Source organism: Clostridium amazonense (genome assembly GCF_056431285.1).
This window is the reverse complement of record NZ_JBWKMH010000033.1, coordinates 1,048,566-1,063,228: the sequence shown is the minus strand read 5'-3', so window position 1 is coordinate 1,063,228 and position 14,663 is coordinate 1,048,566. Positions and strand designations below refer to the sequence as shown.

General features: G+C 25.7%; 13 protein-coding genes. 11 read left to right on the top strand and 2 right to left on the bottom strand.

What is annotated here, in order from left to right:
• Positions 1 to 5: 5 nt before the first annotated feature.
• Entirely contained in the window at positions 6 to 1,367 is a 1,362-nt protein-coding gene (locus tag AC07E4_RS19710; protein WP_478217260.1) for an MATE family efflux transporter, read from the bottom strand.
• Between the two features lie 196 nt (positions 1,368 to 1,563).
• On the opposite strand from AC07E4_RS19710, the gene AC07E4_RS19705 reads away from it, so the two are divergent.
• Both AC07E4_RS19705 and AC07E4_RS19700 read left to right on the top strand, forming a co-directional pair.
• On the top strand, positions 1,564 to 2,370 hold the full coding sequence (locus AC07E4_RS19705; protein ID WP_478217259.1) for a MerR family transcriptional regulator: 807 nt from the start codon (positions 1,564 to 1,566) through the stop codon (positions 2,368 to 2,370).
• A 67-nt stretch (positions 2,371 to 2,437) separates the two neighbouring features.
• Entirely contained in the window at positions 2,438 to 3,877 is a 1,440-nt protein-coding gene (locus AC07E4_RS19700; RefSeq protein ID WP_478217258.1) for a lipopolysaccharide biosynthesis protein, read from the top strand.
• Between the two features lie 24 nt (positions 3,878 to 3,901).
• Here the strand turns inward: AC07E4_RS19700 and AC07E4_RS19695 are convergent, their stop codons facing one another.
• Entirely contained in the window at positions 3,902 to 5,077 is a 1,176-nt protein-coding gene (locus AC07E4_RS19695; RefSeq protein WP_040329983.1) for an aminotransferase class V-fold PLP-dependent enzyme, read from the bottom strand.
• A 190-nt stretch (positions 5,078 to 5,267) separates the two neighbouring features.
• Between AC07E4_RS19695 and yedE the strand changes: the two genes are divergently transcribed.
• From yedE to AC07E4_RS19650, 9 genes are all read left to right on the top strand, one after another.
• A complete protein-coding gene (gene yedE, locus AC07E4_RS19690) occupies positions 5,268 to 6,356 on the top strand; it encodes a YedE family putative selenium transporter (RefSeq protein ID WP_478217257.1) in 1,089 nt (362 codons plus the stop codon).
• Positions 6,349 to 6,555, top strand: a complete 207-nt coding sequence (locus AC07E4_RS19685) for a sulfurtransferase TusA family protein (protein WP_478217256.1) — start codon at positions 6,349 to 6,351, stop codon at positions 6,553 to 6,555. Before yedE ends, AC07E4_RS19685 begins: the two co-directional genes overlap by 8 nt.
• A gap of 1 nt (position 6,556) precedes the next feature.
• Positions 6,557 to 6,796, top strand: coding sequence for a putative Se/S carrier protein (locus AC07E4_RS19680; RefSeq protein ID WP_040329986.1), 240 nt, complete (start codon positions 6,557 to 6,559; stop codon positions 6,794 to 6,796).
• A 469-nt stretch (positions 6,797 to 7,265) separates the two neighbouring features.
• Positions 7,266 to 8,174 (top strand): hypothetical protein, encoded by a 909-nt coding sequence (locus AC07E4_RS19675; protein WP_478217255.1) that lies wholly within the window; start codon positions 7,266 to 7,268, stop codon positions 8,172 to 8,174.
• 296 nt (positions 8,175 to 8,470) lie between these two features.
• The gene (locus AC07E4_RS19670) at positions 8,471 to 9,526 is read left to right on the top strand and encodes a uroporphyrinogen decarboxylase family protein (protein WP_478217254.1); all 1,056 of its coding nucleotides are present in this window, start codon (positions 8,471 to 8,473) and stop codon (positions 9,524 to 9,526) included.
• A 107-nt stretch (positions 9,527 to 9,633) separates the two neighbouring features.
• On the top strand, positions 9,634 to 10,308 hold the full coding sequence (locus AC07E4_RS19665; RefSeq protein WP_478217253.1) for a response regulator transcription factor: 675 nt from the start codon (positions 9,634 to 9,636) through the stop codon (positions 10,306 to 10,308).
• Between the two features lies 1 nt (position 10,309).
• A complete protein-coding gene (locus tag AC07E4_RS19660; RefSeq protein ID WP_478217252.1) occupies positions 10,310 to 11,338 on the top strand; it encodes a sensor histidine kinase in 1,029 nt (342 codons plus the stop codon).
• A gap of 88 nt (positions 11,339 to 11,426) precedes the next feature.
• A complete protein-coding gene (locus AC07E4_RS19655; RefSeq protein ID WP_478217251.1) occupies positions 11,427 to 12,191 on the top strand; it encodes an ABC transporter ATP-binding protein in 765 nt (254 codons plus the stop codon).
• A complete protein-coding gene (locus tag AC07E4_RS19650) occupies positions 12,178 to 14,082 on the top strand; it encodes an FtsX-like permease family protein (protein ID WP_478217250.1) in 1,905 nt (634 codons plus the stop codon). Before AC07E4_RS19655 ends, AC07E4_RS19650 begins: the two co-directional genes overlap by 14 nt.
• Positions 14,083 to 14,663: the final 581 nt, after the last annotated feature.

Below are 14,663 nucleotides of genomic sequence, written 5' to 3'. Positions count from 1 at the left end.
CCTTTTTATGCACTTAAAGTATCAGTATCTTCATTTATATTTTTTAAAAGTAGCTTTCTTAAAATTATCAGAGATACAAATAGGCATAAACCTTCAGAAATTATAGTTACATACCAAATACCAGATCCACCAAACATTTGAACCATTCCAAATAGTACGATAGATACAAGTACAAAACCTCTTAAAAGAGAAATTAAAGTGGCATTCATAGGCTTTTCTAAAGATGCACAGAATCCAGATATAAGAATGTTATAACCAACAATTAAAAAAGAAAAAGAATATATTCTAAAGGCCTTAACAGAATAATTAAATAAATCTAGATTATCAGAACTTATAAATACACCTACAATTCCTTTAGTAAATAACATCGAAACACCAAAGACTAAAATAGATGCAAAAGTTATAGATTTAATAGCCATATTTAATAATTTTTTTATAGTTAATTCATCTTCTCTTCCATAATAAAAACTTGTAAGTGGTTGCATACCTTGAGTAATACCTATCATTGTCATCAATACTAAGGTACTTACATAACAAATAATACTATAAGTTACAATACCACTTTCTCCAATATTTCTTAAAATAGATTGATTGAATAAAAGTATAACTATACCAGAAGTAAGTTCTGTTATTGCGTCAGGAAAACCAATAGATAAAACTCTTCTTATAATACTAAAATCAAATTTAAATTTAACAAAATTTAATTTAGAAGCTGACCTAAAGAAGTGGAAAGTAAAAAATATAGTTGATGCAACTTGGGAAATTCCTGTAGCAAAGGCAGCACCTTTAACACCCCATTGAAAATGAATAACAAATATATAATCAAGAATGATATTTGTTATAGCTGAAATAACAACACCTATTATTGCAAGTTGTGGAAACCCATCTGTTTTGGTCAAAACTTCTAAACAGTATGAAACTATAAAAAATCCGTTAAAACAAATAATTATTCTAAGGTAATCTTTAACCATGTGAATTGTAGTGTCTGTTGCACCTAAAAAGAGTGATATTTTATCTAAATTTAGTAAGCTAAATATCATTATTATAAGTGAAAAGCAAATCATTGAAATAATATTAAAAGTAAAAACTTCATTTGCTTTTTCATTTTTATTTTGTCCAAGATAAATAGAAATAATTGTAGATGCTCCAGTTGAAAATAGCATAGAGCAAGCAAAAATTAAATTTACAAAAGGCATGGCTATATTAACGGCAGCCAAGGCAGAAGAACCAACACCTCTTCCAACAAAAATGCCATCGGCCATAGTATAAATTGAATAAACCCACATAGCGGCAACTGATGGTAATAAATAATTAAAAAATTTCTTTTTCAGTGCCGACTTATTGGCGGCTACATCTAAATTTGACATAAAAAAATCTCCTTAAAATTAATGTTTATATAAGTTGCTAATAAATACTAATTAAAATCATCATAACTTAAAGAAATTTAAAATTTAAGTTAGAAAATAAGACTTATTGCAACATATATACCTTATAATTAAATTATAAACCTTGGTATAATACTAAGGTCAAACACAAATAAAATAAATTTGAAAGGAAAATGAAATGAAGGATTATTATAAAATTGGGGAAATATCTAAAATTTATAATATAGGAAGAGATTCTCTTATGTATTATGAGGAAATCGGTATATTGAATCCAATAAGGGATATAAATGGATATAGACTTTATAACATAAGTGATATATGGAAATTAAACTTAATAAAAGAATTAAGAGCATTGAATTTTTCTATGAAAAGAATAAAACAGTATATAGACAATAGAAGTATAGAATGTACTAAAGATGTTTTGAATGAGGAAATAGAGTTAATAGATGAGAAGATAAAAGAATTAGAAAAACAAAAAAATAATATAAAAAGAAGATTAAATAATATAAATGATGTTATCTATAAAAGTAAATTATATGAAATAGAAGTTAAATATATAAAATCAAGAAAAGCATTAAAGTTAAATGGAAATATATCAAGAGATGAAGATGTGGATTTTTTAGTTAAAAAATTACAAAAAGAGTATGAGGATAAATTTTATGTCTTGGGAAATAATAGCATTGGAGCTATATATAATATTGAAAAAATAAAAAATAGTATATTCAATGAATATAAATCCGTTTTTTGCCTTTTAAATGAAGAAGATGAAAAATACAACTTAGTACTAGAAGAAGGTAGATATGTTATTTACACATATAGAGGTTCTTATAATACAAATAAAAATTATATACCAAAGTTATTAGAATTTATAAAAGAAAATAAATATAAAATAAAAAATGACCCTATAGAGATATATAAAATAGATATACATGAAACTGCAAATTCAGATGAATTTATAACAGAAATTCAAATACCTATAGAATAATTAATTTGACAAAAATAGTAAAAGGATATATTATATTGGAAATAAAAGGGCATTAAGGAGAATAATAATGAAAGAAGAAGGGTTGTTGAAAAAATTCACATCATTTTCTTTTGGGACTATTATAGCTACTATTTTAGGAGTTATAACAGTGCCAGTAACTACAACAATATTTTCACCAGAAGCAACAGGAACTTTTGGATTTTTTACATCTATAGGTGGATTAGTTTTATCATTAGCTATATATGGAATGGATCAAGCATTTGTAAGATTTTTTTATGCTGAAGAAGAATGTGATAGGAGCATACTTTTATATAAGTGTTTAAGAATACCAATTATAAATATAGCTATATTAACATTAATATCTTTAATATTTAGAAAGATGATATGCAATTTTATATTTGGGGAATATTCTCGTTTTTTGATAATAGTTTGGATTTTAAATATAGTTTTTTTAGTATTGAATAGATTTTCACTTATGGTTATAAGAATGGAACAACATTCTAAAAGATATTCAATGTTGACTATTTTATCTAAAGTATTTAACTTTGCAATTATGATTTTAGCATTTTTATATTGGAAAGATAATTATATATGCTTGTTAATAGCATATATTTCTTCAAATGTTATTATAACTATACTTGCAATAATTTCTGAACAGAATTATTGGATTAAAAAGCAAAAAGATAGGAAAATAAAAACTTGTAATAAGGATATAATTTCTTATGCTAGACCATGGATTGTAATAAGTGCATTAACTTTTATGTTTCAAACAGTAGATAGGATTGTAATAAAATTTGTTTTAGGTTATAAAATGGTTGGAATTTATAGTGGTGCAACTACAATAGTTAATTTAATAGGCACTATTCAAGCTTGTTTTTGCACATTTTGGGTTCCAGTAGCTTTTGAAAGATATGAAAAAAACCATGATGATTTTGAATTTTTCGAAAAAGTAAACTTTAATATATCTTGTGTTATGTTTTTGGTAGCAATTTTAATAATAAGCTTCAAAGATATAATAATATTGTTTTTAGGAGCTAGATTTAGAGAGGGTAGGTTTATAATACCATTTTTAAGTTTTATGCCAATTATGTATACAATATCTGAGACAACTGTTATTGGAATAAATTTCAACAAAAAACAAGAAAAGCACATATACATATCACTTGTATCTTCAATAGTAAACATTATAGGAAATATTGTATTAGTTCCTATGATAGGTGTAGTTGGAGCAGGGATTTCTACAGGATTATCTTATATATTATTTTTTATAATGAGAACAAATATATCATTAAAATATTATAAAGTAAATTATAATTTAAAGAAATTTTATACTATGACTTTTATAATAAGTTTATATGCACTTTATGCAACATTTAATACTATTAATGTTTTATATGCATTATTAGGTTTTATTAATCTCATTATATTAATAATTTTATATAAAGAATCATTCAATTACGGTATTAGTTATATAAAAAAATTTATGAAAAATAAATCATTGAAATAAAGAGAGAGAACTTACTAATTATATTTAGTAGGTTCTTTCTTTCAAATTGTTATTTTTAATAACTTTATTTAATGCATCTATTGTATAATTAACATCGCTTACAGTATTAAAATGGCCGAAACTAAATCTTAAAGTTCCATGAGGAAATGTATTTAATGTTTTATGTGCAGAAGGAGCACAATGAAGACCACTTCTAGTAGAGATACCATAATACTTGTTTAAGTGATGTGCTACAATGCTATTATCTAAATCCTTAAAATCCAAGGAAACCACAGAAGTTCTATTTTCAAGTAAATCACTTCCTATAATAAAAGAACTATTCATGTTTTTTATTCCCTCAATAAATTTTTTCGTAAGATAAAGTTCCTTTTCTTTTATTGTATTTGTTCCAATGCTATTTAAGTAATGTAAAGCTGTATTTAATCCAAAAATGCCAGGTAAATTAAGAGTGCCGCTTTCAAATTTATCAGGCATATAATTAGGTTGAATTTCATACTCAGAAAGGCTACCAGTTCCACCTTCAATTAATGGATTAATCATAGGAACAATATTATCTTTTATTAAAAAACCACCAGTACCTTGTGGTCCTAAAAGACATTTATGTCCGGTAAAACAAAGAATATCTGCATTTAATTTATTTATATCAATATCTAAGAATCCTGCTGTTTGAGCACAGTCTACAATAAAAATTATATTATGTTTTTTTGCAAGTTGTCCAACTTTTTCTAATGATAATATAGAGCCACAAACATTAGAGGCTTGAGTCATTATAATTGCCTTAGTATTTGGGCGTATAGAGGCTTCAACATCATTAGGATTTAAGAAGCCTAAATTACTACATTTTATTTGGCTAATAGATACTCCTAACTCTTTTAAAGAAGCAAGTGGTCTCATAACTGCATTATGTTCCATGGAAGAGACAATTACATTATCACCTGGCTTTAATAAACCTTTTATAGTCATGTTCAAACTATAAGTTATACTTGGTGTGAATATAACGTTTTCAGGTTTGTCAAATTTAAATAAGTCGCAAATAAGTTCACGAGTTTCAAAAATTGTATTTTCAGCATCAATAGCATCATAATAAGCACCACGATTTATGTTACAACCTATATTATTTATGTAATTTAGCATTGATTCACCTACATTAGGTGCTTTTGGAAAAGAAGTTGCACTATTATCTAAATAAACTTTTCTCATAAAAATACCTCCTTCAAAAACATCATTATTCATAAAGTCAATAGATATAGAAGTAATGATTGAATATTTCAATTTAATTAAAACTATAACATTTGATAGAATGGACATGGAACGATTTAGATAATTTTGAATTATCTAAATTTATTTTACTTTTAATTAAATTTTAACAAATAAAAGGGGGATAGTAAACATGAAAGAAAAAAGAGGAATTATAATTGGTGGGGCAATAATTGGATTTTTAGCAGTACTTTCAGTTTATTTTGGAAATCCTAAAAACATGGGTATTTGTATTGCATGTTTTATAAGGGATATTGCTGGTGGTCTTGGATTACATAATGCTAAAGTAGTTCAATACATAAGACCAGAAATTTTAGGAATGATTTTGGGAGCATTTGGAATCGCAGTTTATAAAAAAGAATTTTCAACAAGAGGTGGATCATCGGCCTTCTTAAGATTCATTCTAGGTGGAATGGTAATGATAGGGGCATTAGTGTTTTTAGGATGTCCAACGAGAATGGTTTTAAGACTTGCAGGTGGTGATTTTAACGCTATATTTGGAATTGTTGGATTTGCGGTAGGTATAGTTATTGGAATAGTATTCTTAAATAAAGGTTTTACATTAAAAAGAAATTATAAACAAACAAAATTAGAAGGATATGTTCTTCCAATAATAAATGTTATTTTACTTGTATTAGTAGCTATGGGTTCAACATTGCTTATATTTTCTAAAGAAGGACCTGGTTCTAATCATTCACCAGTTTGGTTTGCTTTAATAGTAGGATTAGTAGTTGGTGTTATATGCCAAAGAACTAGACTTTGTATGGTTGGTGGAATAAGAGATATGATTTTATTTAAAGATTCATATTTAATATGGGGATTTATAGCTATGCTTTTAGCAGCATTCATAGGAAACTTAATTTTTGGATTTTTCAATCCAGGGTTTGCAAAACAGCCAGTAGCTCATACTGAATGGGTATGGAACTTTTTGGGGATGGTAGTTGCTGGTTGGGGTTCAGTTCTTTTAGGAGGATGTCCAATGAGACAGTTGGTATTATCTGGAGAAGGTAATGTAGATTCAGTAATAACAGTTTTAGGAATGCTTGTTGGAGCAGCATTTTGTCATAATTTTAAATTGGCATCATCACCAGAAGGAGCAACTCCAAATGGAAAAATTGCAGTGATTTTATGCTTTGTAGTTTTAGGTGCTATATCATATTTTAGTATACCAAAGAGTTCAAATGTGAAAAACAAAGTAAAGGGGGAAGTAACAGTTGATTAAAATAGATGCTAGAGGAATATCATGTCCACAACCAGTATTAATGACTAAAAAAGGATTAGAAAATCACAAAGAAGGTATTATTGTTTTAGTTGATAATAATACAGCAAAACATAATGTGGAAAGATTTATGAAAAGTGCAGGTTATAATGTTTCAATAGAAGAAAATAACGAGGAGTTTGCTTTAAAAGCAACAAAGTAAAATGAATTATTTAGCAACATTTTTTACACATTCAGGAGCAATAAAATTTAAAAGAAACTTAATTAAAAAAAACATTGAAAATGAAGCATTACCTGTGCCAAGACAACTTAGCTCTAACTGTGGAATAGGTGTTAAGTTTCTAATAAATGAAAATATAGAAGAAGTATATAATGATGATATAGAAAAGATATTTAAAATCGAAAAAGAGGGATATAAACTTTATAAAGATTTTGATGAATAAATTAAAGGGATAGTTCATTTATGAACTATCCCTTTAATATTTAAAAGATTGAAAAGAATATTAATTTACATACAATTTTCATTTAAAAAATTATGTTGTATAATTCTTAAAGTAATATAGTTACAGATTTAAAAATAGTTTTGAATTCGAGCTTGTTTCTCTATAGAAATGTGTATTGAATTTTTAATTTTAATAAAGTAGAATAAAGATTTTAAATTAGTTAAAAGCAATGAATTTAAGATAAAATTTAAGAAAGTTATAGAAACTGGTAGGTGAAATATATGAAAGAAAAGATTAAAAAAGTGCTATTAATTGGTGCAATTTTTGCAGTAGGAATAGTTGTATGTTTGTTTTATTATAGTGTGAAAGCTAAAATGGCTGCATAAATGAAAGAATCCCCCTTAATGTAAAGTTTAATTCAAAAAAATGTAATTTTACTTTATAATAATATTAAGGGGGATTAATTTTTATGTTTGATAAATTATTAGGTTTTTTATTGGGTATAGTTTGTGTAATATTTGTTTTAAGTGCATTTTTCTGGGGAAGTAATGTTACAGTTATATGCATTATATTATTGATAGTAATACTACAAATTATAAATCCTATTACTGAAATTAAAAAAAATAGGAAAGATATTAGTGATGTTGAAAGAAAAACTTTTAAGCGTGAAGTGTTTAATTTATTTGAGGGGAGTATATGCTTAGCAACTATTGTTCTAATCACATTTTTAGGTAGTGATATTACAGAAAAAACATCAAGGATGATAAATATAATGTTTTATTTAAGCTTAGCCATAATAAATGTGGATCTTATAAGAATTATAATAGTAGATTTTAAAAAACAACATTCAAATAAAGACAATTATAAGGAAGAAAAGGAAAAAACATTAGGGGACAGAATAGGTGTGTATATATTTGCATTTATGATTATTACATCATATACATTACCAGCAATAGGGACTTTATTTCAATATAATAATATTATAAGTGTGCATGATGAAAATCAAGAAAAAGATATAGGGATATATGTAACAGTTAATACTAATAATAAAAATAAATATGAAGTGAATGATAAAGAAAAAGTTAAATATATAAAAAATGCTTTAAAAGATTGTAAGATTCAAGAGTTTAAGGGATATGAATATGTTCAATATAAAAATAATATTGGAATTAAGAAAAATGTGAATTTATATTTTACGCCTATGATATATAAATCACCTATTATAAATGAACTTCAATTTGATACAAATGGAAAAATATATATTATAGATCATATTCATAATAAAAACTTTATAAAAAGATTATTTAGCAACGATAATAAAATATATAAAGTTATAGATACTAACACTAATTTATACAAAATTGTAGAAAGTATGTAACTGTTTTAATAAGTAAGTTAACATATATTATATAAATTTAAAGGACTCATATTTTTATATGAGTCCTATTGTTTTGAAAAATTATTTATTAATATTTGATTTTGAGTTTATGAGATTTATTCTTCTTTTCCAATACAATTTAATACCAAATGAAATATGATTAAAAACATATTTAATATTTTAATAGGTAAGTTAGTAACTATATAGATTTCATATTAGACAGTGAAGTAATGGCATAGTAATATGTTTATTAATTTGTATAAGCAAAGGATTAAATTTTATGAGGGGGGAATATTATGTTGGAAAAAATGAGTTCTGGTGAAAGAATGTTAGGTGTTATAACAAAAAGTAAAATAGATAGGGTTCCAATACTAGCTATGGGATCAGCGTATGAAGCTTATTTGTGCAAGAAAACATTAGAGGAATACTACAATAATCCTAAATTAGTTTATGAGTGTCAAAAGTGGGTACATAGCATGTTACAAGACGATGGCGGTGTAGGATACAATATTCCAGGTGGTTATAATTTAGATTTTGGTGGAGAGTTGAAATATTCGAGAAATCCATGTGTACAGCCTATAGCTAAGAAATTAATAATAAATGATATTAAAGAAGTAAATGATTTAAAAGTACCTGATTTGAAAAAGGCACATTTAACTAAATTGTCTATGGAATTTGATAGAATTTGTATGGATAATGGAGAAGGGGTTGGTGTAACTGCAGGTTCACCTATGGAAGTTGCTAATGATCTTATAGGTATTAACAATCTTGTGAAATGGACATTAAAAGAACCAGAAGCAATACACAAAGTACTTAGGGTAAGTACAGATTATCTGTTAGAAACAATTAAATTGAGAATAAATGAATTTGGAGCTGATAATTGTGGAGCATTTTTACCATTACCATTAGAATCACACCATATAATTTCACCTAAGATGTTTAAGGAAATATCGCTTCCTTATATAAAGGAAATATTTACATATTTAATTGATGTAGGTGTGAAAAAATGGACTATACATTTATGTGGAAATCATATAAATAATATAGAAACAATTTTAGAAGAACTTCCAATAGTGCCAAGGACTGTTTTTAGCATAGGTGGAGAAATGAAATTAGAAGATGTATCTAAAATAATAGGTGAAGAGCATATTTTAGCTGGAAACTTATCTACATCTATAATAAATGTAGGCACACCACAAGAAGTATATGATGAAACAACAAGACTATTAAAAAAAGTAATGAATAGAGAAGGTGGATATATAATGTGTCCTTCATGTGCAATACCACCTAAAACTTCGGCTGTAAATATACATGCTATGATTAAAGCCGTAAAAGATAACGGAAAGTATTAAATATAATAAATGATAGGGATGTATATAGTTTTATACATCCCTATATTTTTTTAATCAGTGACTAAAATTTTTATGTTTTGTATAATTAGTTTAGAAGAGGTGATTTAATGTATAGAATTTTTATAGTTGAGGATGATAAAAGTTTAAGTAAACAAATTAAAGATGGACTTGAAAAGTGGGGATTTAAAGGTATAGAAGTAAATGATTACGAGAATATAGTGGAGAAATTTAATTTAGCATGCCCAGATTTAGTATTGATGGATATAAATTTGCCTTGTTTTGATGGGTTTTATTGGTGCAAAGCAATTAGAAATATTTCTAAGACTCCTATAATATTTTTATCTTCTAGAGATAGCGATATGGATATAATCATGGCTGTAAATCTGGGTGGAGATGATTATTTAACAAAGCCATTTTCAATGCAAGTTTTAATAGCTAAAATACAAGCATTACTTAGAAGAACATATTCATATAAAGAAGAGGAAAGTAATTTAATTCAAATTGGTGAAGTAATATTAAATTTAAATAAGGGAAGTTTAAGTTATGGAGAAAAAAACATTGAACTTACAAAAAATGAATTTAAAATACTTCAAATGCTTATGAGTAGTAGAGGAAAAATAATAAGTCGAGGAAGGATAATGGAAGAACTTTGGGAAAGTGAAGAATTTATAAGTGAAAACACTTTGTCTGTAAATGTAAATAGATTAAGAAAAAAATTAAGTGATATAGGATTAGAAGAGTTCATAATTACTAAAAAATCTCAAGGATATATGGTGGAATAATATGTTTTTTAAATATATAAGAGAAAAATATATAAATATAATATATTTTTTATGTAACTTTATAATAGTAAATTTAGTTATTTACTTAAGTCCTATTATAGATTTAGAAGGTACAGAGACATATTATCTGAATTTTTTAATGATAGCTGCATTTTTAAGTATATATGCTATTGATTTTTATAAATGGCATAAACATATAAAAGAATTAAATCAGAATAAAGATACATTATTAAGCTATTATGATAACTTAAAATATAAAACAATAAAAGATGAAATAAATTTAGAATTTATGAGAACAACAGAAATATTAAATGAAAATAAAAACTTAGAATTACGAAAATCACAAGATGATGTAATAGATTATATTACTAATTGGGTACATCAAATAAAAATACCAATATCAGTTTTAGAATTAGTTATAAAGGATATGGAAGACAACTTTTTAGATTATGAAGCTTGTAAAAAATTGAGGATTGAAGTTGAACGGGTAAAATTTTTAATAGATCAAGCTTTATATATAAGTAGAGCATCTTCATATAGTGAAGATTTTAAAATAGAATATGTTAATTTAAAAAGCATTATAAATGAAGTTATAAAGAAAAATAAAGTTTTAATAATATATAATAAAATAGAATTAGATATATATGAATTAAATTTTGAAGTTTTAACAGATAGAAAGTGGATTATTTATGTAATTGAACAAATTATAAACAATAGTTGTAAATATATAAAAGACGATGGAAAAATAACTATTGCAGCAGAAAAAAATGATAAAGGAATACACTTATTTATAGAAGACAATGGAAGAGGAATAGAAAGTGAAGATTTAAATAGAATTTTCTATAAAGGTTTTACGGGGAATAATGGCAGAAAAATAGCTAAATCTACAGGTATGGGTCTTTATATATCTAAAATGATTTGTAATAAATTAAATCATGATTTATACGTTAGTTCAGAGGTTAATAGGTATACAAGATTTACAATAGGTTTTTATAATATTTCAGATTATTTTAATCTTACACAAATGTAACTTTAGATAGATAATTTGTTAGCTAAAGTGATGGCTTGAAGATGAGTATCCCTTTAAAATATAAGTATAAGAAAAAGGAGGTACGATTATGGAAATAGTATTAAAAGCCAGTAATTTGAAAAAGCAATATGGAACAAGAGGAATTATGTATGATGCGTTAGATGGTATAGATTTAGAGGTTAAAAAAGGTGAATTTTTAGGTATAATGGGTCCTTCAGGAGCAGGGAAAACTACACTCTTAAATGTATTGTCAACTATAGATGTACCTACAGCTGGCGAAATTTATTATGAAAATAAAAGTATAGTTAATATGAAAAACAAGGAACTTTCTAAATTTAGAAGAGATAATATAGGATTCATATTTCAAGACTATAATTTATTAGATAGTATGACTATAGAAGATAACATAGCATTACCTTTAGCATTATCAAAAATGAATAGTGATGAAATAGAAAAAAAGGTTAAAGATCTTGCTGAATTTTTTGGAATAGAAAAACAACTAAAAAAATATCCATATGAATTATCGGGTGGTCAAAAGCAAAGAGTAGCAGCAACAAGAGCACTTATAACATCACCATCAGTAATATTTGCGGACGAACCAACTGGAGCATTAGATTCTAAATCAGCATCAGAGCTTATGGCTTGTTTATCAAAAATGAATGAAGAATTTAAAACTACTATAATTATGGTAACTCATGATTCATTTTGTGCAAGTTATTCAAAAAGGATACTATTTATAAAAGATGGTAAAATACATGCTAACTTAGATAGAGGAAAATCTAGAAAAGAATTTTTCAATAGAATAATGAATTTACTTTCATCTATGGGAGGCGATATAAGTGAACTCTTTTAAACTTTCCATGATGAACTTAAAACAGAATATAAAAAATTATGCATTATATTTGTTTGCTATGATTTTTTCAGTAGTAGTATTTTATAATTTTGTATCAATTTATTGCTCAAAAGAATTTAGCAGCAACATGGATGCTCATTTAGTTGCTCAAGGCGCATCCATGTCAGCGTCAATGATATTGATATTATTTTTTATGTTTTTTATAAACTATTCTAGCAAGTTTTTTATAGATAGAAGAAAAAAAGAATTTGGTATATATACATTTATGGGTATAGAAAATAGTAAAATAGCATTGATATTTGCCGGAGAAGGGCTATTAGTAGGTGTTTTATCATTAGGCATAGGTCTTATCATAGGAATTATAACTAACAAAGTATTTCTTATGGCGCTTACAAAAGTAGCTATGATTGACAATGTAATTAAGTTTACTATAAATAGCAAAGCTATTATAGAAACTTCAATCATATTTTTTGTCATATTAAGTGTTGTTTTTATAAAAGAGTATTTTTTAATAGTAAAAAGTAGCACAATAGAACTTATAAATTATTCTAAGATAGATGAAAAAATACCTAAAAAAAGCTATGTGGTGGGAACTTTAGGGATAATATTATTGCTATTATCATATTTTCAAATAATAAATGCAAACAAATTAAGGATTGGTATGAATTGTGCCATAATAATCGCAGTAGTTGGAACAATTACAAGCACATACTTGGTTTTTTATGGATTTTTCCCATTGGTAATTCAAAGCATTATAAAAAATAAAAAAATTCTCTATAAAGGTGTAAATATAATAAGTTATTCTAATATAATTTTTAGAATAAAAAATAATTACAAAACATTAGCTGCTGTTACTATCTTAGTTACCAGTGCAATGACTGCTTTTGGAACAGTATATTCACAGAAATATTTTATGAAACAAAATTACAGAACAGAGGTTCCATATGCAGTTAGTTATTTAACTAATGATGAAAATGAAAATGAAAAAATAAATAAAGTTGTAGAAGAAAATAATAATAAACTTTATGAAAATAAGTTTGAGATATTATTTAAAGGTAAAATTAATAAAACAGAAAATTCAATAGTTATAGGAAAATATTCAGATTTGAAAAATGGTATAGAAAAGCTTGAAATTAAAAGTGCTAAAAGTAATTTGAAATACAAATTAAATAATGATGAGTGTATATTTTTATGGAGACCAGGTGTATCAATGTCACTTTCAGAACCATTAAAGAAAATTAGTACAGGAAATGAAGAGCTTAATGTAATAACAGAGATGAGTGCACCATTTATTGGAAGTATAGTGGATTCACCTGTAATTTTAATAAATGATGAAAAGTATGATGAAATTAAGAGTGCTTATAACAAAGCATACTATCATGGAGTAATGCTTGAGAGTTTTAATGATACCGAAAAAATAACCAATGATTTGCTAAGCTTAGGAGAACAAGCATTTTATACTGAAATGGGAAATTTCCCATTTTACACATCATATATAGCAGATGCTACAAAATATGATTTTTCAGCAACAGTATATTTTATAGGAAGTTTTCTAGCAATAGTATTTGTTATTTCTATTGGAAGTATAATGCATTTTAAATGTTTAGGTGATGCAGATATGGATAAAATTAAATATGATTCACTTCAAAAAATGGGTTTAAATGAAGAAGAATTAAAAAAATCTGTATATAAGCAAGTTGGAATATTCTTCGGGTTACCTGTACTACTTGGAACAATTCATAGTTTAGTAGCTATAAAAGTTTTAAGTGATATCATGAAATGTAATATAATTATACCAACTATACTTACAGTAGTTTTATTTTTAATAATATATATATTATTTTATGTATTTACATCTAAAAAATATATAAAAGTACAATTAAGAAAATAATAATACAAAAAGAAAAGAGATTAAATTAATGAAATCTCTTTTCTTTTTTATGTTAAATTTTTAAAACAAATAAATAATAGAACAATGTTTTGTTATAAAGGTGTATAATATAGGGAAACAAGCTAAAATATTAAGTTATTCAGGTTTTAGTTGAGAAAAAGCAAATTAAAGTGTTATATAAAATTAACAATTAATGATGAAGGATAAAACTGAAGTCTCAGCTACAAAGGGAATAAATGATAACTTGTCCCAAATCTCTGTAGGCGAGAATTCATTCTTGCTATAGGGTTCCAAGTTCATCTTCATAATTATTAGTTCCAAAACTTGGATACCCTTAAGAGTGAGACTAGCTCGGAATCATTTTATACTAAGTATTTCTTTTGAAAGCAATATATTTACAGCTTTAAAAATAGTTTTGAATTCGAGCTTGTTTCCCTATATTACATGTTGGTATTTTTAAAATCATAAAATTATTGATTTAAACGTAGGGTGGAATTCATTCTACCTGGACTTAGGTCAGTGTGGAAATCAAAGACCGCCAAGGTTAAAACCTCAGCTACGAAGGTGCTATAAAAGATTAA

What these genes read in the sequence shown, in the direction of transcription:
- AC07E4_RS19710 (WP_478217260.1), bottom strand. Translation starts at nt 1,367, where the DNA reads ATGTCAAATTTAGATGTAGCCGCCAATAAGTCGGCACTGAAAAAGAAA.
- AC07E4_RS19705 (WP_478217259.1), top strand. Translation starts at nt 1,564, where the DNA reads ATGAAGGATTATTATAAAATTGGGGAAATATCTAAAATTTATAATATA.
- AC07E4_RS19700 (WP_478217258.1), top strand. Translation starts at nt 2,438, where the DNA reads ATGAAAGAAGAAGGGTTGTTGAAAAAATTCACATCATTTTCTTTTGGG.
- AC07E4_RS19695 (WP_040329983.1), bottom strand. Translation starts at nt 5,077, where the DNA reads ATGAGAAAAGTTTATTTAGATAATAGTGCAACTTCTTTTCCAAAAGCA.
- yedE (WP_478217257.1), top strand. Translation starts at nt 5,268, where the DNA reads ATGAAAGAAAAAAGAGGAATTATAATTGGTGGGGCAATAATTGGATTT.
- AC07E4_RS19680 (WP_040329986.1), top strand. Translation starts at nt 6,557, where the DNA reads ATGAATTATTTAGCAACATTTTTTACACATTCAGGAGCAATAAAATTT.
- AC07E4_RS19675 (WP_478217255.1), top strand. Translation starts at nt 7,266, where the DNA reads ATGTTTGATAAATTATTAGGTTTTTTATTGGGTATAGTTTGTGTAATA.
- AC07E4_RS19670 (WP_478217254.1), top strand. Translation starts at nt 8,471, where the DNA reads ATGTTGGAAAAAATGAGTTCTGGTGAAAGAATGTTAGGTGTTATAACA.
- AC07E4_RS19665 (WP_478217253.1), top strand. Translation starts at nt 9,634, where the DNA reads ATGTATAGAATTTTTATAGTTGAGGATGATAAAAGTTTAAGTAAACAA.
- AC07E4_RS19660 (WP_478217252.1), top strand. Translation starts at nt 10,310, where the DNA reads ATGTTTTTTAAATATATAAGAGAAAAATATATAAATATAATATATTTT.
- AC07E4_RS19655 (WP_478217251.1), top strand. Translation starts at nt 11,427, where the DNA reads ATGGAAATAGTATTAAAAGCCAGTAATTTGAAAAAGCAATATGGAACA.